General features: G+C 39.4%; 20 protein-coding genes. 15 read left to right on the forward strand and 5 right to left on the reverse strand.

Features of this window, described 5'->3' with window-relative positions:
• Positions 1 to 209 precede the first annotated feature (209 nt).
• Both BM126_RS18665 and BM126_RS18675 read right to left on the reverse strand, forming a co-directional pair.
• Positions 210 to 647 carry a VOC family protein gene (locus tag BM126_RS18665; protein ID WP_090990939.1) on the reverse strand — a complete coding sequence of 146 codons (438 nt, stop codon included), beginning with the start codon at positions 645 to 647 and terminating at the stop codon, positions 210 to 212.
• A gap of 430 nt (positions 648 to 1,077) precedes the next feature.
• Complete coding sequence (locus BM126_RS18675; RefSeq protein WP_090990941.1) at positions 1,078 to 2,040, reverse strand: helix-turn-helix transcriptional regulator; 963 nt, start codon at positions 2,038 to 2,040, stop codon at positions 1,078 to 1,080.
• A gap of 106 nt (positions 2,041 to 2,146) precedes the next feature.
• On the opposite strand from BM126_RS18675, the gene BM126_RS18680 reads away from it, so the two are divergent.
• The 5 genes from BM126_RS18680 (at position 2,147) to BM126_RS18695 (ending at position 6,131) form a co-directional block, all read left to right on the forward strand.
• On the forward strand, positions 2,147 to 2,629 hold the full coding sequence (locus BM126_RS18680) for a GyrI-like domain-containing protein (protein WP_090990942.1): 483 nt from the start codon (positions 2,147 to 2,149) through the stop codon (positions 2,627 to 2,629).
• Positions 2,630 to 2,644: 15 nt separating this feature from the next.
• Positions 2,645 to 3,109, forward strand: a complete 465-nt coding sequence (locus BM126_RS18685; protein ID WP_090990943.1) for a phage tail protein — start codon at positions 2,645 to 2,647, stop codon at positions 3,107 to 3,109.
• Positions 3,110 to 3,507: 398 nt separating this feature from the next.
• The gene (locus BM126_RS18690; protein ID WP_090990944.1) at positions 3,508 to 4,380 is read left to right on the forward strand and encodes a Cof-type HAD-IIB family hydrolase; all 873 of its coding nucleotides are present in this window, start codon (positions 3,508 to 3,510) and stop codon (positions 4,378 to 4,380) included.
• Between the two features lie 864 nt (positions 4,381 to 5,244).
• Positions 5,245 to 5,664, forward strand: coding sequence for a PAS domain-containing protein (locus BM126_RS22030; protein ID WP_141770105.1), 420 nt, complete (start codon positions 5,245 to 5,247; stop codon positions 5,662 to 5,664).
• Positions 5,661 to 6,131, forward strand: coding sequence for a GGDEF domain-containing protein (locus BM126_RS18695; protein WP_256213188.1), 471 nt, complete (start codon positions 5,661 to 5,663; stop codon positions 6,129 to 6,131). The genes BM126_RS22030 and BM126_RS18695 overlap by 4 nt, the downstream gene beginning before the upstream one ends.
• 25 nt (positions 6,132 to 6,156) lie before the next feature.
• On the opposite strand, the gene BM126_RS22570 is transcribed toward BM126_RS18695, so the two are convergent.
• Positions 6,157 to 6,324 carry a hypothetical protein gene (locus tag BM126_RS22570; RefSeq protein WP_177201506.1) on the reverse strand — a complete coding sequence of 56 codons (168 nt, stop codon included), beginning with the start codon at positions 6,322 to 6,324 and terminating at the stop codon, positions 6,157 to 6,159.
• A 385-nt stretch (positions 6,325 to 6,709) separates the two neighbouring features.
• Here BM126_RS22570 and BM126_RS18700 point away from each other — a divergent pair, with 385 nt between their 5' ends.
• From BM126_RS18700 to BM126_RS18715, 4 genes are all read left to right on the forward strand, one after another.
• Positions 6,710 to 8,062: an MFS transporter gene (locus tag BM126_RS18700; RefSeq protein ID WP_090990946.1), complete on the forward strand. Its 1,353-nt coding sequence runs from the start codon at positions 6,710 to 6,712 to the stop codon at positions 8,060 to 8,062.
• 2 nt (positions 8,063 to 8,064) lie between these two features.
• Entirely contained in the window at positions 8,065 to 8,838 is a 774-nt protein-coding gene (locus tag BM126_RS18705) for a sugar phosphate isomerase/epimerase family protein (RefSeq protein WP_090990947.1), read from the forward strand.
• 141 nt (positions 8,839 to 8,979) lie between these two features.
• The gene (locus BM126_RS18710; RefSeq protein WP_090990948.1) at positions 8,980 to 9,780 is read left to right on the forward strand and encodes an HAD-IIA family hydrolase; all 801 of its coding nucleotides are present in this window, start codon (positions 8,980 to 8,982) and stop codon (positions 9,778 to 9,780) included.
• Positions 9,781 to 9,815: 35 nt separating this feature from the next.
• Complete coding sequence (locus BM126_RS18715) at positions 9,816 to 10,517, forward strand: MgtC/SapB family protein (RefSeq protein ID WP_371261473.1); 702 nt, start codon at positions 9,816 to 9,818, stop codon at positions 10,515 to 10,517.
• Between the two features lie 98 nt (positions 10,518 to 10,615).
• On the opposite strand, the gene BM126_RS18720 is transcribed toward BM126_RS18715, so the two are convergent.
• Positions 10,616 to 12,571, reverse strand: coding sequence for a lamin tail domain-containing protein (locus tag BM126_RS18720; protein ID WP_090990949.1), 1,956 nt, complete (start codon positions 12,569 to 12,571; stop codon positions 10,616 to 10,618).
• A gap of 255 nt (positions 12,572 to 12,826) precedes the next feature.
• Positions 12,827 to 13,390, reverse strand: a complete 564-nt coding sequence (locus tag BM126_RS18725) for a glycerol-3-phosphate responsive antiterminator (protein WP_090990950.1) — start codon at positions 13,388 to 13,390, stop codon at positions 12,827 to 12,829.
• Positions 13,391 to 13,948: 558 nt separating this feature from the next.
• Between BM126_RS18725 and BM126_RS18730 the strand changes: the two genes are divergently transcribed.
• The 6 genes from BM126_RS18730 to BM126_RS18755 all read left to right on the forward strand — a co-directional run bounded on the left by BM126_RS18730 (position 13,949) and on the right by BM126_RS18755 (position 18,257).
• A complete protein-coding gene (locus tag BM126_RS18730; protein ID WP_090990951.1) occupies positions 13,949 to 14,401 on the forward strand; it encodes a MarR family winged helix-turn-helix transcriptional regulator in 453 nt (150 codons plus the stop codon).
• A 26-nt stretch (positions 14,402 to 14,427) separates the two neighbouring features.
• A complete protein-coding gene (locus tag BM126_RS18735; RefSeq protein WP_090990952.1) occupies positions 14,428 to 14,946 on the forward strand; it encodes a spermidine/spermine N(1)-acetyltransferase in 519 nt (172 codons plus the stop codon).
• Between the two features lie 169 nt (positions 14,947 to 15,115).
• A complete protein-coding gene (locus tag BM126_RS18740) occupies positions 15,116 to 16,378 on the forward strand; it encodes an MFS transporter (RefSeq protein ID WP_090990953.1) in 1,263 nt (420 codons plus the stop codon).
• 104 nt (positions 16,379 to 16,482) lie between these two features.
• The gene (locus BM126_RS18745; protein ID WP_090990954.1) at positions 16,483 to 16,986 is read left to right on the forward strand and encodes a DUF6933 domain-containing protein; all 504 of its coding nucleotides are present in this window, start codon (positions 16,483 to 16,485) and stop codon (positions 16,984 to 16,986) included.
• 36 nt (positions 16,987 to 17,022) lie between these two features.
• A complete protein-coding gene (locus BM126_RS18750; protein ID WP_090990955.1) occupies positions 17,023 to 17,409 on the forward strand; it encodes a MazG nucleotide pyrophosphohydrolase domain-containing protein in 387 nt (128 codons plus the stop codon).
• A gap of 269 nt (positions 17,410 to 17,678) precedes the next feature.
• Positions 17,679 to 18,257, forward strand: a complete 579-nt coding sequence (locus tag BM126_RS18755) for a TerD family protein (RefSeq protein ID WP_090990956.1) — start codon at positions 17,679 to 17,681, stop codon at positions 18,255 to 18,257.
• The last annotated feature ends 32 nt before the right edge of the window (positions 18,258 to 18,289 follow it).

Here is an 18,289-nt window from a genome sequence, read left to right on the forward strand (position 1 = left end):
CTCCTTTTAAATGTGAGTTAGACACAGTTAAATATCTATAATACACCGAAAGTAAAAATCCCCATTTTACTAGGCGGGAAAAAAAGAAGTAGCAGGTTCCCGAAAAAGAAAACCTGAAATTGCTTCAATTGTTAGGATGGTACACAAGTAATGATGTGCCGTCCTAACGATAAAGAACTGCAGCCACAGTGTTTTTTTTGAAATCCATTTTACTGAATTTTTTCCGCCAGCTCTAAAATAATTCCTTCTGGGCCGCGAACGCAGCATAACTTATAAGTGTTTTCATAGTTTTGTAGCTCTCCAATAAGTTCTGCGCCTTTCTTTTTCAATTTGGCGATAACAGCTTCAATATCTTCTACCGCAAAAGCAATATGCCGGATTCCCAAGGTGTTCATAAAAGAGGGCTGGATGCCATTTTCATCTGAAGGATTATGGAATTTAACCAGCTCCAGCGTTGCCTCTCCGTCAGGTGTCCCCAGCATGACAACTGTTTCCCTAACACCAGGAAGCCCGACGATTCGTTCTACCAATTCGCCTTCCATGTCTGTTTCCCCCAGCACATCAAGTCCAAGTTCAAGAAAAAACGCTTTAGCTGCTGAGAGATCATTTACGGTTATTCCCACATGATCAATTCTATGGATCTTCATATTCATACCTCCAATGTTTTCGCAGGTGCTTAAATGTTTATTCTCGATGCTATAATGGTTTTCCTCTTTATCCAACCAAAGCGAATTGTCCTTTTGTGTTCAGGAATGTTCCGGCACAAACAGCTTAATATTCTGCGTGGGAGAGGAGAGATATCTTCCGTCACACCAGGCAAGTTGGCAGTGTGGGTTTTGGCTGGGGATGTTTGGGGCTTTCCTTTAATTCATGGAGAATGGAAATGCCAAGGCTTGGCGCAAAAAGTGCTGCTAAGGAATCTGCTTCTTCTCCTTCAAAGGTGATATTAGGTGTAAGCTCGCTTCCCGGTACAATTGCCGAGCGGTGATCTGGAGAGAAATGGGGTTGGCTTAACTCTGCTTTTCGGATTCTTTGGCAGACCGCAAATCGGCAAGAAACACAGGGATACTGTCCCTTTCATTGCCCGTATAAGTCTAATCTGTCTTTAATGCCCTTCAAAACTTCTTCCGGGACTTCCCTCACTTTGACATCTCTGCCCAGGAAAAGCAGCCAGCTGGTGATTTCAGCCACTTCTTCGGAATTTTTCACATCTACAAAAGTCTTTAGTAGAGCTGAGGTCTGGTAAGGGTTTGTATAAGAAATTGAAATTTTTAAAGGATGGTATTTTTTAAACTGGGCAATCGCTTTTGGTCCAAGTTCAAGAACAAGGTTAATTGCTTCTGCCTGCTTGCTTAGTTTCTCCAGTATTTTTTTCTTGCTTCCTCCTTTTTTCACCGGGTAAAGTTTAACATCGGTGAGGAGATCGACAGGAATGATCTTCTTTTTTTCTTCTTTTAAGTCAAAGCATTCAATCAGCCAAACGCTTTTTTCTCGGTAAAGGTGCAGGAGATAAACCTGATAGGACTTTGTTTCCTTCTCTTCTTGGATGGTAATCAATAAATGACTGTCCTTAAGAAGGGTTTGGATAAGTGTTTCAAGCATGGGATGGGGAAGGTCTGACAGATCGAGCAGGTCGGGATTATGGGGATTGGTCCCTTCAAAAAGCAGAATCTGATTCAAAAGAACAAGGTCTTCCTGCTGGTTTTCTGAAATAAGTCCCAGTAATTTTTCAGTTAAGGACTGACGGCTTTTTAAATAGGGGAGCTGCTGGTTTCTGGTTGCCATAAAGGCAATAAAAAGCGCTTTTACCTCATGATTGGTAAAGCGGACATCGGGCAGGACAGAGTTATGCATGACAAAATAACCCCCATCCCTTCCTACTTCAGCGACAAGCGGCATGCCCATGGCCTCGATTTCTCTGATATCTCTAATCGCTGTCGAACGGGAGATGTTAAATTCCCGCATGATTTCAGAAATGGTAAAGTGGGCGCGGTTGTTAATATACCGCATGATGACATTGATCCGCTCAACTTTTTTCATTGGCACTCCTAAATGGTATCATTTTTTGACATGATTTAAGGATATGATATATCTATCAAGCGAAGAATTCAACTCATTGAAAAAATGTAGAAAAGAGGATATAACAATGGCAAATTATACGCTGGAAGAAAAAGAAGGCTTTACCGTAATCGGTCTTGGAACAGAGCTGAAGAGCGACTACACGGACTATGCAGGCATTAACAAGGAAAAGGCAGACTTTTGGCAGGCCGTGAGCCAAGATGGAAGACTTGATACGTTAAAATCCATGGCTGCAAATGACTTAGTTTTTGCTGTAAACGAAGCGGTCAATAACAAAATGATGCATTATGCCGGCGTCATGACAGAAGAAACAGCACCCGACGAAGCGCGAGTGATTCAATTTCCTAGAGGAGAATATATAGTGGTGAAAGGGGAAGGGAAGACGCCAGATGATCTGAATAACAAGCTGGCTGCGGTTGCCTTTGGACAGGTCCTGCCAGAAGCAGCCAATGTGGCCTATGTTGGCGGGCCGAATACTACAGTTGAGATGGAGCGGCGCAACGGCATAATTATTGGTGAAATGTGGATTCCTGTTGTCAGGAAATCATAAAAAGGAGGAGTGAAAATGTCCTGTATCGTTGATTTTAAAAGTGTATCTCTGGCTGGCCTTGAATCTTCGCCTGCAGCAGAAGCTCTTGCCGGTTTGCGCGCAAATGAAGCCCGTTACTTCATGAACAAATACAAACACGAATTTACCGTTGTGCCAGCGAGTGAAAGCCAGGAGACACTTGATTATGTGAATATGATTTTAAAGGAAGAACGTGCCCTGGAGTTTGCGGCCAAACCGTTGCAAACATCAAGGTTTCAAGTGGAAAACATCCGATTTGCCTACGTTTTTTATGAAGATGGTCTCTCAGTCAACGTTATGTATACGGTTGATAATCCTAAGAAGCGGGCAGTGGGCTTTAAGCTTTCTGAAGGGATGGAGATCCCAAAGGAACTGGAAGGCAGGTTTAAGTTTGCCAGGCAAAAGTCCAAACTCGCTGGAACAATCAGGGGCTCGTTTTTTGTAATTAAAGGAGAGTATTAAGGGAGCGCTTGGTATACTCCTATTCTATAAACTTGTTTTATAAGATAAGAAATTCATTGCAGTCTGCACCCTACGCATTGAGCACTGTGCGCTGAAGAAGCGGAGAGAACTGCAATTTCTCAAGTACGATAATGAATATTAGCAGTTCTGTAGTGAACTATACCCCGGATAGAGGACACTGATAAAAAAGTGCCCCTAATCGGGGTTTTGTGTTTCAATAGATTAAATCAATATTGGCGGAGTGTAATCAGTAAAAATATTTTTTAGCCGCATAGTCGCTTTTTAAACTGTCCGTAAACGGGGGCATAAATCACAGAATGCTAAGCACTTCCATTTTATTAACCAATTGAAAGAGTTATAATTGAAAGGTCGTAATTGCAGTGGAAGGGGAAATATCAATGAAATTATTTGCACTTGATATGGATGGGACTACTTTATCTTCTAAAAATGAAATTAGTCCTGAAAATATAGAAGCTATAAAAAAGGCACAAGGCCTCGGACATAAAGTAATGGTCTTGTCCGGCAGGGCGCCTGAGTCAATCAGCAGCGTTTTAGAAAAATATGAGTTAGATCTTCCGATTGGCGGCAGTAATGGAACGGCTGTTTTTGCGGATGGTAAATTGTTAGAGTTAACTTCTTTAACGGATATCCATGATGAAATAATTACGGAAGAAGTTCAGAGGGAAGCTGTTCCTTTTAAAATTTATACGAATAAGGGAATTTATTTTCATAGTGAATGGACAGCCCGGTTAGATCAAGTTCTATCCTCGGGAGCTGTGCCGCCTGAGCATTTTGAAGATGAGAACTTTGGAAAAATGACTAGAATCCCAGAGGAATCTGAAGGAATGTTTAGTGACATTCAGACCTTATTACAGGATGAGGAATTAAGCATACAGAAGTTTTTTATTTTAGTATTGGATCCGGTTCAGAAAGAACGATTATTAACGGCGATGAAATCTATTGAAGGCGTCTATGTCACCACTTCTTCTCCTTTTAATATTGAAGTTATGAATATCAACGGCAACAAGGGGAATGGCTTAAAAGTTATGGCCAAGTACTTCAATATACCATTAGAAGAAACGGTTGCTATCGGAGATCAATACAATGACATTCCGATGTTACAAGCTGCCGGATTTTCGATTGCGATGGGTAATGCACAGGAAGACATCAAAAGGGTGAGCGACTATATCACGTTAACCAATGATGAAAACGGGGTTGCACATGCAATCGAACTTGTATTGAATTCAAATACAGCAATGGTCAACAGCTAAACGTTTAATAAAAGAACCAAAAAGGTATCAGGGCGGCCCCTCGATACCTTTTCTTTTTCGAAATCTGCAAAGAGGAGAAGCGCTCTTTTATATCTGTTAAACGACTTTGTTGATTTTTAATATAAGGTCCCTTTAATATTCACTTAGTCAACTAAAGCCCTCGTTAGTTTAAGTGAAAAACAGTAACGTTGCCTCGTTAGTCAAAAACATACTCGATCTCTAGAAACTAAATATTTGCCTTAACTAACTTAAATTCATTGTCAAAATCGGCATGTATTCTATACCCTCCAAATAAACCACCATCCTTATATTCACTCTCCTTTTTAATACAATAAATTTAAACTCCTAATTACACTATCCTGCCCCTTTTATAGTAAAAGAGAAGCTACCTCATTTGACAACTGATTTAATATATAAGCAGCCGTTAGTTGACCGTAAGCTTTTCCATTTAAACAATCTCAACTAATCCAGGGGTGTTTGTTGTACAAACATTCGGAATAAATGCGGCTTTAGTAAAGATCCGTTTGAGATAACATAAAGTAAAAATATTACTTTTTTAATGGAATTTGTTACCACTACAATGGTAATATAACTATTGGCCCGTTTTTATTGGATAAGGGCACATTGACTGAAAGAGATAGTTTCTTGATTAATAATGAAGTTAAAGAGACTATGGGGATAAATGGTCTCTTTTATTATTGATAATTTACTGAGATCAGATTTAACAAAATGGTTCTTACAAGATGATTTAAGTATAAATAGAGAAAATATAAAGTTATAAAGAAGGATAACACCATGATATTTTGTTACGGATTCATCATTGCAAGTCTTTTATGGACAATACTATTCTTTTTTCATAAAACCATGAAAAGAAAGAAAACAGAGCTTAGTTTCACTCATGAGAGCTTTGTGCACATTGTTGAAAATACGAACGATTTTATTTACTATGCCCAAGTTTACCCGGAAGTTAAGTTCAAGTATCTTAGTCCCTCTGCAGAAAACTTTTTTGGCAAAGGTTCAATCGCTGGAGCATTAGTTAGTGCGGATGTGGCCTTTATGGATATTCATCCTGATGATTATCATATTTTAATTAAAAAGATAAAAGGTGAATTAGATTATAGCAGTGGTATTATTCAACGATGGAAAGATAGTGAAGGAAGGTACCGCTGGTTTGAAGAATATGCTACACCCATTTTTGAAAATGGGAAACTGGCGGCTCTTCAAGGAGTATGCGAAATATTGATGATAAAATGGAATTACAGGCGGAACTTGAATATAGAATGAATCATGATGCCTTAACAGATTTATTCAATCGGGGCTTTTTCGAAACTCAAATGAGAAAATATGATGAGGAAATCAATTCTCCTGCAGGTCTTATAATATGTGATTTAAACGAATTGAAAACCGTTAATGATTTATATGGACATAAAGAAGGGGATCTTTTAATAAGGACATCAGCTGATATATTAAAAGAATTTTCCAAGAGTGAGCGGATTATTGCTGCAAGGATTGGCGGAGATGAATTTGCCTTGCTAATAGCAGACAAGTCCCTGGAAGAGGTCGAAAGCTTGGCAGAGTCGTTACATAAGAGATTTAATACCTGCTATATTGAATCGATAGCCAGAAATGTTAAGATGGCTATTGGTTATGCATACAGTACTGTTTCATTTAATAAAATGGACTCTCTTTTTATAGAGGCCGACAAGTTTATGTACCAAGATAAAAACCAGAAAAAGATTCTAGGCGGCTGAAGAGAGTTTACATACTATTGAAAATCTAAAGTTTATCTGCTTCAGGTCTGGAGTGGATAATTGAAATATTCTGCACGGCCAGCTTACCCTCTATGTTTTCAACGACTTTTTGTTGAGTCTCCCATCTTTTGTTAGAGATGGAAATTCCCCCTGAAGCATGCCAGTAGATACAAATCCAAGAAATATTAATCATAAAAAATAAAATAGAGTGGAATTCCTGATAATCCGGGATTCCGCTCTATTGCTATCCAAGAATTTGAACCTTCGCTGCCATTCCTTTTTCATTATCGTTATTTAACGTGCAGTAATCCAGGAAGAATTAATTGAGCAAGGAATATTATGCAGTTGGCATCTTTTAATAAAAAAACAAATTTGAAATTCAGTCAAAAATAGATGTTGACAGACTAATTAGAATATTATATAAATAATTTATAAATAGTATTAATTTGTGTAACCATATGGCCGGAGATGAAGAGAAGCCATAGTCAGAAAAACATGGATTTCATGTTTCTTTTGACTATGGCTTCTTTTTTCTACTCATGGTTTATGAGAAAAACATGAGAGAGGGGAGAAATTTTATGAGTTTTGAGCAATTCGATTCGCCAAAATTAAAGCGCTTCCAAAGGAAGGTTACGCTGCTGTCAGCAGCAGGAACATTCCTGGATGGTTTTGATCTCACGGTCATTGCTGTTGCCATGCCGTTAATTTTAAGTCAGTGGGGGTTTGGACCCGGCGTGCAAGCCATGATTACCTCTTCAGCTGTTATTGGCTCATTAATCGGGGCGTTATGGCTTGGAAACTTGACCGATAAGTTTGGTCGGAAAGCGATGTATGTGGTTGACTTATTAGCATTTGTTGTATTTGCAGCATTAACTGCCTTTGCGCAAGCTCCTTGGCAGCTGATTTTATTTCGGTTCTTATTAGGGATTGGGATCGGGGCGGATTATCCGATTTCGGCCACTCTTGTGTCGGAGTTCAGTCCTACTAAAGAGCGAGGAAAATACAGCACCTCTTTAGGAGCCATGTGGTTTGTCGGGGCCGTTTTTGCTTATATTGTTGGAATCCTGTTATTGCCGCTTGGAGATAATGCATGGAGATATATGCTTTTAGTCGGGGCTGTATTTGCTCTAATCGTTTTCTTCTTCAGAGTTACACTGCCGGAATCCCCTAGATGGTTAGCGTCAAGAGGCCGTGAAAAAGAAGCGGAAGAAATTATGCTGAAGATTACCGGCGAAAAGGTGGTCATTCCACCAAGTACCAAGCCAAAACAAAAATTAGCGGTTGTCTTCTCTAAGACATTTTTCCGCCGCACCTTCTTTGTTTGTGGATTTTGGTTTTGTTATGCGGTAGCCTATTATGGCATCTCCATGTATACGCCGTCAATCTTAAAACCGTTTACCAATGGTTCGCAATTATTAGTATATCTGGGTTCAGGAACGGTTAGTGTATTAGGCCTTTTAGGGTCCATTATAGGATTAAATCTTGTTGAAAGAATTGGAAGAAGGCCGCTCATTATCACTTCATTTACAGGGTTGTCAATTGCTTTAATCATTTTAGCTCTCAATCCGGCTCCAAGTCTGCAATTCTTAGTTATTCTTTTTAGCTTGGCAGTTTTATTCGCAAATATGGGCGGGGGAATCCTGAACTTTGTTTATCCTACTGAATTATTTCCGACCGAAATCCGTGCAAGTGCTTCCGGGCTGGCTACAGGCATCAGCCGGATTGGTTCCATCATGGGAATACTAGTATTTCCAAATTTAGTTGCCTCCTGGGGAAATAGCAAGGCGCTATGGTTCTTTGCCGTTATTAGTTTACTAGGGCTCATCATTTCTGCTATTCTGGCACCGGAAACAAAAGGTAAAAATCTAGAGGAACTAAACGCAGATATACCAGTTAATGCTAACAATAACGAAAACACAGTGGGAGTGTAATCATGGAAACATGGCTTAGTCTTTGGTCTATTGGACAGTTGGGTACTATTGACGAATTTAAGGAGATTAAAATTGGGGGATTTGACGGGGTTGAAATCTGGGCTGAACAACTGAGAGCAAAGGAATACTTGGAGTATGCCCATCAATCCAATTTAAAAGTAGGAGTTCATTTGCCATTTCACGATTTGAATTTGGCAACTCCTGATCATGCAGTATCAGAAAGAACCATTCAAGTGTTAACTGAATGGATTGAAACGGTGACGAAATATGGAGCTAAGCATGCGACTTTTCATGGCGGCTATGCTTGGTCATCTGAAGAACGGGATGAATCCGTAGTGAGAGTAAATGAGAGAATTTTAAGGCTAAAAAAAGCAGCGGATGAGAATGGTATTGAATTGCTGCTGGAAAATCTGATTCCGGACAGATTAAACTATTGTCATCACATTGCCTCGAATATGGATGAATGGATTCAATTGGTGAATTCTGCTAATATCAAAGCTTGCCTGGATATTGGTCATTTGGCTGTAATGGGAACCAGTTTGGAAGAAGCCATTAATAGACTGGGTGATTCATTAGGAGCCGTGCATTTATCTGATAATGACGCGAAATCTGACCTCCACCTGCTTCCAGGAGAGGGGAATAATTTATCAAGCGGACTATTCGAATATTTACGAAATCAGAACTTCAATGGACCTGTGGTTTATGAAATTAATCCTTATAAATATTCCTTAAAAGATATTATCGCCCATCTTTCAAAGGTAAAGGAAAAAGCTTAATTGAATAGCACTTTTAAAAACAAAATACAAACGGGTAGAGAATGAGAGAACACCCCAGCTAGTAAGTACCTTATTAAAGGTTCTTTAGCTGGGGGTTTTTTTATTCATAACATGTATGAAGCACATTTTGGAGGTATCTAGATGGTTAAAGGTTTTATTTTCGATTTAGACGGAACGATTTATTTGGATAATCAAATTATTGACGGAGCGGTAGAAGCGATTGATTATTTACGTAAAGAAGGCCATAAGGTTGTTTTTTTTACAAATAAATCAATATCGACCCGTGAAGAGTATGTTAAGAAGTTAAACAAACTTGGCATCAGTACAATTCTGGATGAGGTCATAAACTCCAACTATATTACAGCAAACTATTTAAAACAGAATATGATAAGTACAGATTCCGTTTATGTCATTGGAGAAGCAGCATTGTTTGAAGAACTGAAGCGGGAAAATATTAGGATGACCGAAGATCCAAAGCTGGCCACCTATGTGGTTTTTGGGTGGGACCGGCAATTTACCTATGAAAAGTTAAATAACGCTTATAAGGCTTGGGCAAGAAATAAAGCTATTATTCTTGCAACAAATCCAGACCGTACATGTCCTACTGCAGACGGTCAGGTTCCTGATTGCGCCGCTATGATTGGAGCGTTCGAAGGGTCGACTGGCCGGCCAATTGATTATATTATGGGAAAGCCATCAAAGCTGGCCGCTGATTTTGTTGTAAATGAAGTATTACAATTACAACCGGAACAATGCTTTATAGTGGGTGATCGTTTGGAGACGGATATACGAATGGGGTATGAAAATAAATTGCAAACCGTGTTGGTATTAACGGGGATTACCACCATTGACATGGTGAAGGATTCGTCCTCTAAGCCTGATTTTATACTGGAGAGCATTAAGGATATCACTGCAATAAAGGAAATTGCTGAAGCGCTTTAGTCCTCATTCTAGGCACAGAAAAGGAGAGGATGAAAATGATTGATATCATGAAAACCTTTGATATGGAAATGCTGGTGAAACTCACGGTATCTGCTGTCTTAGGCTTGGCTATCGGGTTGGAACGTGAATTAAAGAGGAAACCCTTGGGGTTAAAAACAAGCTTGGTGATATCGATTGTCAGCTGCTTGTTAACCATTGTTTCCATACAATCTTCCTATCTTTTTCCGGCTTCTGACTTTGTTAAAATCCAAATGGATCCGTTAAGATTGGCAGCGCAAATCGTGTCCGGTATTGGTTTTTTAGGAGCAGGTGTTATCCTTAGGAAAGAGGATGATACGATATCAGGCTTAACGACTGCCGCCATGGTTTGGGGCGCTGCCGGTATTGGAATAGCCACGGGAGCAGGGTTTTATATAGAAGCCATGGCAGGGGTCGTCTTATTAATCATTAGTGTAGAACTGATTCCTAGTCTTATTAAGATGATCGGCTTAAGAAAGCTCCACGCAAAGGAACTTTCTCTAAAACTTATTTTAAAGAATAGAAGGGATATTCCGGAAGTAATAAACGAATTAAAGGAGTATCAAATGAAAATTGACCATTTTCATATAAAGGAATTGGCGGATTCCACTTATCTGCTCCATTTAAAAGTAAGGGTAAACTACCGTGAAGATATTTATGACTTCTATAATAACATCGCGAAAATAGACGAGGTTTATCGGCCGGAGATTAGTGGCTAGGGTAGTGAATCTTTTGTAAAGGAAATTTGATTTGCCTGCTTCTGGATCTAACTTAGCAGAAAGGGGAATGGCTATTTGCCGTTCCCCTTTTTCTCCATTCATTTTAAATTTGTCTTTCTCTCTTCCTTTTCTACATCATGATCATCCTTCATTAATGTCTTCATATCAATTTTTAGCATCCGGTCCGTGGGGTATCTGCCGGTATAACGGTACTTGTTGGCCCCAGATTCAAAGGAGACATAGAGGTCGCTTTTTACTAATACGGCTCCTTCTTTCATTGGAATGGCCACAATACTTTGAACCGGTTTTGCTGTTTGGCCATCTAAAAACCAGAGCGGCACCTGTTTTTCGCCTATCTTTACATATTGATGCGGCTCCTCTTTTAGCGGATCATTATAACGGTATAAAACACTGTCATTTGCCCGGCCATAGGAGGTTACTAACGAAATTCCTTTCTTTTGAACAATTGCTCCCTGTACTTTTCCTGTGGTCGATAAGACATAATCAGGAGTGGCGGGCTGCTCGTAATTTTTGTTCCATTGCTCGCTTGAAAGCATATCCGTGCTGTTTTTAATTTTATATCCGACCATCCAGGCATATTGCATTTCACCGGTCCGATTAACCAAGTGATGGGATGGGTCTGTAGGATAACTGCTTGGTTCGTAGAATTCACCTACCCAAAGGATGCCATAATCATCGTCATATACATCATAGGCTGCTTCGACTGGAACAGGAATCTGGTTCGTAAACTTTATTTCATCATTATTTTGTGCTGTGACAATATCACTAATATTTAATGTAAAAAGATATTTTTCGGAAGAAACCCAAACATGGTCCTTGCTTACAGCAACACCGCCTGCGTGTCCTCTGTATGGTGTACCATCAGGATTGTACAACTCGATGGATTTAATTAATTTTTCGGTAGCTGCATTAATCACACATAAAGTTCCAGGCCTGCCGTCATCCAAATAATTGATGGTAAATAACCAATCTTTTTTCTTATAATAACCGAGCCCCTGGGGTACCAGATCCTGTGCCAGCCCTGGGATTACCGGGCCGTCGCTGCTAATATTCCAAAGTGCCTGATAGTTTGGATTTTTATTGTTTGCGGACCTTTCAACCTGTCTAATGAGTTGATGTCCTGGTCTTACCGTGTAAATCGCTGATTTTGCCGATTCATTTCCCGAGGTATCAACAGCTGTCATTTGAAGGTGATAATCCAAATTCCCCGTAAGCAGGGAAAGGGTGAACTCTTGCTTGGAAGCGGGCACGGAGTACTCTATTGCGCCATCTTTATAAATATTATATCGGTAGAGGTCGGACTCTGGATTTTGATCCCAAGTTAATGAAACTTCACCGTTACCGGCAGCCGCTTTAATATTAGCAGGAATTTGCGGTGCGACCTCATCTAGCTTTGGCCTAGGAGGTGCCTGATTCGGATGGATCCAGCCTGGTGTCGGTGTTTGATTGCCGGAAAGAATTTGCATCGAGTGGCTTCTATCTTGCGGAAATCCAAAGGTGATGGATTTATTGGCGATGACGTTATCCCCTTTATAAGTGGCTTTAACAACTTCCTGGCCATTTGGTTCGATAAGGGATACTGTCTGCTGGCTGCTATTCACCAAACCGCCGATATTTTCTAACCGTTGTATACGATTTTCATTTACATATTTGCTATTGTAGGATGAAAAATAAAAGTGGTTAAGCCCTTCCAATGTGAGAGACTGAATTTCTTGCCTCCTTGTCCAAAAAAGCATCGTATCCCATGGGGCAATTTTTGCAGGCTGCTGAATAACTTCATTCCAGCCGCCGGATTTAAGGTGATACCCTTGTAAGTCTACCTCCTTGTCGCTATTATTATAGATTTCTACATACTCATAGGCATCATAACCAGAATAGTTATCTGTATCTGGAACAACCTCAGTGATCAGCAGCTTAGGAACCACATTTTCAGTTGCCTTTGATTTGGCAGTATCGAACACCAAGATGTTTCCTAGTGACAAAACAAGTGCAACAAGATATACTCCCCATTTGTGTGGCTTACTACTCGTCATTCGTTCCCCACTCCTTCATTTTTGGTGATCTTCAAAACAATCAGACTTTCCCAACGCAATTTTCCTGCAATAGAATCCTAGGCTTATACAAGGAAATAAAATAAAAAACCCTGTGACCTTCAAATATACTACAAAACTTGTAGTATATTTGAAGGTCACAGGGTTCTCCGTATCTCTACCCAAGGACCTACAATAGAAAAGTACCTAAATATCTGATTATTCAAATAATAACATAAGGTAAATGAAATGGCAATATTAAATATCAAAGTTCCAAAGGGAAGGATCCCCTGACGAAATAGCCAAGGCACCTGCTTCTAGCCCCTGCAGGATATCATCCTTGCTACTGATTAAGCCGCCGGCAATGATAGGAAGATTGATTTGTCCGGTAAGTTGATCAATTATATTTGGCATTAAACCGGGTAAGATCTCGATTGCATCCGGACTATAAGTCTTGCACATTTCAATCCCTTTTTGGATTGCAGATCGATCAATTAGGAAAATGCGCTGAATGGTCATCATTTTTTCTTCTTTTGCAAATTTAATGAGGGTGTTCTTCGTCGTAATGATCCCTGTTGGCTTCCAACTTTGGGCAATGTATTTAATTGCGCTTCTTGTGTTGGATAGGCCTTCGATAAAATCAATATGGATAAAAATATGCTTCTTTGCTTGTTTTAACCGGTCAAGATAATCCTTCATATTTAATAGATTTCCTGTTAATAGGAAAACAATGTTACAATTACTTGCTATAGCTTTTTCAATATCCGCTTCACTTTTTATGGATGCAATAACTTGTGACTGAACAAGATCGACAATATTCAAATGCAACAGCCCCTTGATTTTTACTGGAAAATTGAATAATAGTTCACATTATAACTATTGAAAAAATAGTATATATTATTATTCTATATAAAGTATTTTTTTCCTTTAAATAAGATATTAATATCATGATGTACTCACCTTGGATTCATTATGTTATTTAACAGAGAGACCACAAAACATTATCTGGAATGATAATGTTTTTGTGGACTCTTTTTATTTCCCTTATAAAAATAGGAAGTATGCAATAGATTATTCAAAGAATAATTGTTGCCGGTCCTTTCTTATTAAACTAACCATTGCGCTTTTAGTAGATATATTCTTCCTGCTGTTATCGTTCTGATAATGGATCTTTTAACAAGTTAGGTGCCTCTTATTAAGTTGTTTATTGGCTGCCCGCCCCTGAAGCAGGAACACCTTCTTTGATTAATGCCTTAGCAATAAAGTTTTCGCTATGAATCTTTCATTATTTTTTGTTGTATATGCAACAATTTTGAGGTACATTTAATGGGTGGTATTTTTGTTGCGTTTACAATAAAAAGGTGTGCTAAGGAGGTAATGATGAAAGAGATTCTTCGTGAAATTGGCATGATTGCAAGGGCATTAGACTCTATCAGTAATATAGAATTTAAAGAATATGACCTCACTAAAGGACAGTATTTGTACCTGGTCAGGATTTGTGAAAACCCGGGGATCATTCAAGAAAAGTTAGCTGGGATGATAAAAGTAGACCGGACAACGGCAGCCCGGGCGATAAAAAAACTTGAGATGAATGGCTTTATTGAAAAGAAAGAAGATCAGCATAACAAGAAAATCAAAAAACTGTTTCCAACAGATAAAGGGAAAAATGTTTTTCCTATTATTAAAAGAGAAAATGAATATTCCAATACGGCTGCATTGAAGGGGTTAACCCAAGAAGAGACAGAAATCATTGCCAATCTTCTTCAAAAGGTAAGGAAAAACGTAGAAAAGGATTGGGAATTCGTTAAAAAAGGAAACAAGAGAAGATATTGATGATGTAAAGGAGTGAAGATTTTAAGATGTCTATACATTTAAAAAAGTGTACGCTTAAAGATTTACACGAGCTTCAAGAAATGAGCTGTGAAACATTTAAAGAGACATTTATGCACCAGAATTCAGCTGAAAATATGAATTCCTACTTAGAAAAAGCATTTGATTTAAAACAATTAGAAAAAGAATTAGACAATCTTTCTTCTCAATTCTTTTTTGTTTACTTTAATAAGGAAGCCGCAGGATATCTAAAGGTCAATATCAATGATGCCCAGTCTGAAGAAATGGGCGATGAATCACTTGAAATCGAAAGAATTTATATAAAAAATAATTTTCAAAAACAAGGGCTTGGTAAATATCTGCTGAACAAAGCTATGGATATTGCGATGGAATGCGGCAAAAAGAAAATCTGGCTGGGTGTATGGGAAAAGAATGAAAACGCGATTGCATTTTATAAGAAATTAGGATTTGCCGAGAAGGGAGCCCACTCTTTTTATATGGGGGATGAAGAACAAACAGACATAATAATGACGAAGACACTCAGCTAGATCATGGCTGTTATGTATCCTTAAAAATACTTACCTTCGAAATATATAGGGAGTCAGATGGCGGCACCGCACTTTGCGGCATCTTTGGCTAAAAAGTATTTTTTATCGTTGCTTCCTGGAATTAGGGGTATAATTAGAATACTCATATTACTAACAGGAGATTGGAACATTGAATAAACAAGATAGTAAGTATAGATGGATTGTTTTTGCTTCAGTATTATTGTCATACTTTTTAATCGTAAGCCAAAGGACTGCACCCGGGCTGATTTCTGATCAATTGATGAAGGACTTTAGTGTATCGGCATCAATGATTGGATTGTTTGCAAGCGTTCAGTTTTTTGCCTATTCTGGATTGCAGATTCCGATTGGAATTTTATCTGACCGTTTTGGTCCCAACTTTTTTCTTATAGGAGGGACACTGATGAACGGCCTTGGAACCCTGCTGTACAGTCTGGCACCAGATGCACATGTTCTCCTGATTGCCAGAATGATGGCAGGAGTGGGTGACGCCGCCATTTGGATTAATTTGGTTCTTATATTAAGCCAATGGTTCAGGGCACAGGAATTTGTCGGTTTGCTGGGGATGGCAGGCATCACAGGCAGCTTAGGGTTTCTATTTGCTACCGTCCCGTTCTCAGTGTGGATTTCATCTGCGGGATGGAGACCGCCGTTTATGACAACAGGCATCATCCTGATTGTTTGTTCGCTTGTCCTTTATGTGGTCCTCGAAAAGAAACCAAAACAAATGAATTTTTTGTCTCCGGATAAAAAAGAGCATAAGCGGGAAAAAACTGTTTCGATCCTTCGCCGTGTCTTTTTCAGCAGGCAAGCCTGGAGCACGTTTTTCTGCCATTTTGGTGTTGTGGGAACTTATGTAGGATTCATCGGCTCCTGGGCTGTGCCGTTCGGAATGCATGTTTATGGCATGACAAGGTCCCACGCAAGCCAGCTTATTATGATTGGCCTTGTGGGAGCGATTGTCGGGTCGATTTTGACCAGCTGGATCTCTAAACGGATTGATACGGTGAAACGTCCATATCTTATTATTTATATATTAGTTGTCTTAAGCTGGTCGATGTTCTTAGTGATGGATGGGAAGCCTCCGTTTGTGATGCTCGTTATTCTGTTCTTCATCATTGGTTACGGAAACGGGGCGAGTATGCTGACCTTTGTCGTCGTCCGCCAATCCTTTCCTATAACAGAGGTTGGGGTCATTTCCGGCTTGGCTAATACCGGCGGTTTCACCAGTGCCATTCTTTTGCCGGTCATTTTTGGCAAGGTATTGGACCATTTTCATGCCAGTGCCGCGGTAACAGGGTATCATTATGGATTCATCATTCCCGTTGCCTTTTCGCTTATTGGCTTATTAGGAGTCCTTCTTATAAATGAGGAGCAGATAGCAAAAAGGACTGGCAAACAGTTATCTTCATGATTTTCGGGCAGAGTGGCAGATACCATAGGTCATTCAGCTCTGCTAAACGAATTAAAAAACATCTGCATAAAGCTGCAGATGTTTTTTTATAGGAGGAATTTAAGATGTTCACAATAGGAGTTACACAAAAACTGCAAAAAGAATTAATGCTCGACCTCTCAAGCTATGAAGAGAAGGCACAGGGCACTGCTGAGATATGGCATATGAATTTATTCAAAATTGGCAGATACAAAGGCATCGCCCTCGCCCATGATAAAACTCTATATAGTTTAGTGAAAATAGGGCTTAAAAAGAAAGACTTTATGAATATTGGAGAAATCATAAGAAACGGTCTCGAAGAAAATATGAAGGCTGATGGCTTTAAAAAAGAAGCCATAAACAGCTTCATGCAAAAGGGAGGAGAAATGGAATTTACTAAAACTCATGACAGAAGCACGATTGGCTGCCTCAATGAGATTATCTACAATGTTGAGCATTTCATTCAAACCGGGCAAGATGTATTGAACTTTAACCCAGAAGAAATGAATCGTTTTAATAATAGGTTTATTTTTATGAAGCTAAAGGGATATCCGGTTGATTTAATGAAGGAGTATGTAAATCAAGGCTGATAATTAGTAATAAATATGACGAAAAAGGAGAAATAAATGAAGGAATTACAGGCATTTGCAAAACAGTTTCAGAAAGAGATGGGCTGGGAAATAAATGAGGAAAATTATGAGAAAAGCAGAGCTTCAATTTTAAATAACTATATGCTTTTGACTACAGAGGTTGCTGAGGTTGCTGAAGAACTGAGAAAGGCCTTTAATCAGACAAATGAAAGTATTCATGATGGAATGGACGAAGAAATGGCGTTTACATTAGCAAGAGAAAGCATTAAAGCAGATTTGGGCAAGGAGCTTGCCGATTGCATGGCGTATATTATGAAGTTGTCTAATTACTTTGAAATAGATTTAGAAACAAGCTTTTACTCGAAAATGGAGGAAGTAAAGGCCAGAAAAAACAAAGACATCAGGCTGAAAACGAGTAAGTGATGATAGAGATGATTCAGATACATGCTTCTGTAAGTGTGGACGGGCTATTTAGAATTGGAAAACTGCCAAGAGCTCTCATTCATTTCATTTTGCAGTAGGAAGGCGAAGGTTGCAGCGACTACTGTTTCAATTGACGAAATGGGCGCTATGCTAACCCCTGAAAAGTCTACAGTGACTATTGCTATTATTTCCGTTTTGTTTTCTGTAAAATGAATGGTAATGACCTTGCAGTTTCAAAGGGGTCCATAAACCAGAAAGAGGGGATAATTATGGCTTTATCTTTATCTAAAGGGCAAAAGATTGATTTGACGAAAACAAATCCCGGGCTTACCCGAGTAGTGGTCGGACTTGGCTGGGATACAAACAGATATGACGGCGGCAATGATTTTGACTTGGACGCAAGTGTATTCCTTTTAAATGCAAATGGAAAATGCGCTACAGAAGCAGACTTTGTTTTTTATAACCAGCTAGAGGGCGGAAATGGTTCTGTAGTACATACCGGAGATAATCGCACAGGTGAAGGTGAAGGGGACGACGAGCAGATTAAGGTGAACCTTGCTAATGTTCCAGCAAATGTGGAGAAGGTTTCTTTCGTTATCACGATTCATGACGCAGAAGCACGCAGCCAAAACTTCGGGCAAGTTTCCAATGCCTTCTGCCGCATTGTCAACGAAGATACTAATGAAGAAATCATCCGCTATGATCTTGGCGAAGACTTCTCAATTGAAACAGCTATCATTGTTGGAGAGCTGTACCGCCATAACGGGGAATGGAAGTTTTCTGCAGTCGGTTCCGGCTACCAGGGCGGATTGGGGCGTATTGCTACAGACTTTGGCCTGCAGGTTTGACTATTTAGAGCAGTTTGGCGCATGAATTCGTT

Source organism: Bacillus sp. OV322 (assembly GCF_900112495.1).
Classification (GTDB): domain Bacteria; phylum Bacillota; class Bacilli; order Bacillales; family DSM-1321; genus Peribacillus.

What these genes read in the sequence shown, in the direction of transcription:
- BM126_RS18695 (WP_256213188.1), top strand. Translation starts at nt 5,661, where the DNA reads ATGAATCATGATGCCTTAACAGATTTATTCAATCGGGGCTTTTTCGAA.
- BM126_RS18735 (WP_090990952.1), top strand. Translation starts at nt 14,428, where the DNA reads ATGTCTATACATTTAAAAAAGTGTACGCTTAAAGATTTACACGAGCTT.
- BM126_RS22030 (WP_141770105.1), top strand. Translation starts at nt 5,245, where the DNA reads ATGAAAAGAAAGAAAACAGAGCTTAGTTTCACTCATGAGAGCTTTGTG.
- BM126_RS18715 (WP_371261473.1), top strand. Translation starts at nt 9,816, where the DNA reads ATGATTGATATCATGAAAACCTTTGATATGGAAATGCTGGTGAAACTC.
- BM126_RS18700 (WP_090990946.1), top strand. Translation starts at nt 6,710, where the DNA reads ATGAGTTTTGAGCAATTCGATTCGCCAAAATTAAAGCGCTTCCAAAGG.
- BM126_RS18680 (WP_090990942.1), top strand. Translation starts at nt 2,147, where the DNA reads ATGGCAAATTATACGCTGGAAGAAAAAGAAGGCTTTACCGTAATCGGT.
- BM126_RS18710 (WP_090990948.1), top strand. Translation starts at nt 8,980, where the DNA reads ATGGTTAAAGGTTTTATTTTCGATTTAGACGGAACGATTTATTTGGAT.
- BM126_RS18750 (WP_090990955.1), top strand. Translation starts at nt 17,023, where the DNA reads ATGAAGGAATTACAGGCATTTGCAAAACAGTTTCAGAAAGAGATGGGC.
- BM126_RS18685 (WP_090990943.1), top strand. Translation starts at nt 2,645, where the DNA reads ATGTCCTGTATCGTTGATTTTAAAAGTGTATCTCTGGCTGGCCTTGAA.
- BM126_RS22570 (WP_177201506.1), bottom strand. Translation starts at nt 6,324, where the DNA reads ATGATTAATATTTCTTGGATTTGTATCTACTGGCATGCTTCAGGGGGA.
- BM126_RS18720 (WP_090990949.1), bottom strand. Translation starts at nt 12,571, where the DNA reads ATGACGAGTAGTAAGCCACACAAATGGGGAGTATATCTTGTTGCACTT.
- BM126_RS18755 (WP_090990956.1), top strand. Translation starts at nt 17,679, where the DNA reads ATGGCTTTATCTTTATCTAAAGGGCAAAAGATTGATTTGACGAAAACA.
- BM126_RS18730 (WP_090990951.1), top strand. Translation starts at nt 13,949, where the DNA reads ATGAAAGAGATTCTTCGTGAAATTGGCATGATTGCAAGGGCATTAGAC.
- BM126_RS18675 (WP_090990941.1), bottom strand. Translation starts at nt 2,040, where the DNA reads ATGAAAAAAGTTGAGCGGATCAATGTCATCATGCGGTATATTAACAAC.
- BM126_RS18745 (WP_090990954.1), top strand. Translation starts at nt 16,483, where the DNA reads ATGTTCACAATAGGAGTTACACAAAAACTGCAAAAAGAATTAATGCTC.
- BM126_RS18705 (WP_090990947.1), top strand. Translation starts at nt 8,065, where the DNA reads ATGGAAACATGGCTTAGTCTTTGGTCTATTGGACAGTTGGGTACTATT.
- BM126_RS18665 (WP_090990939.1), bottom strand. Translation starts at nt 647, where the DNA reads ATGAAGATCCATAGAATTGATCATGTGGGAATAACCGTAAATGATCTC.
- BM126_RS18690 (WP_090990944.1), top strand. Translation starts at nt 3,508, where the DNA reads ATGAAATTATTTGCACTTGATATGGATGGGACTACTTTATCTTCTAAA.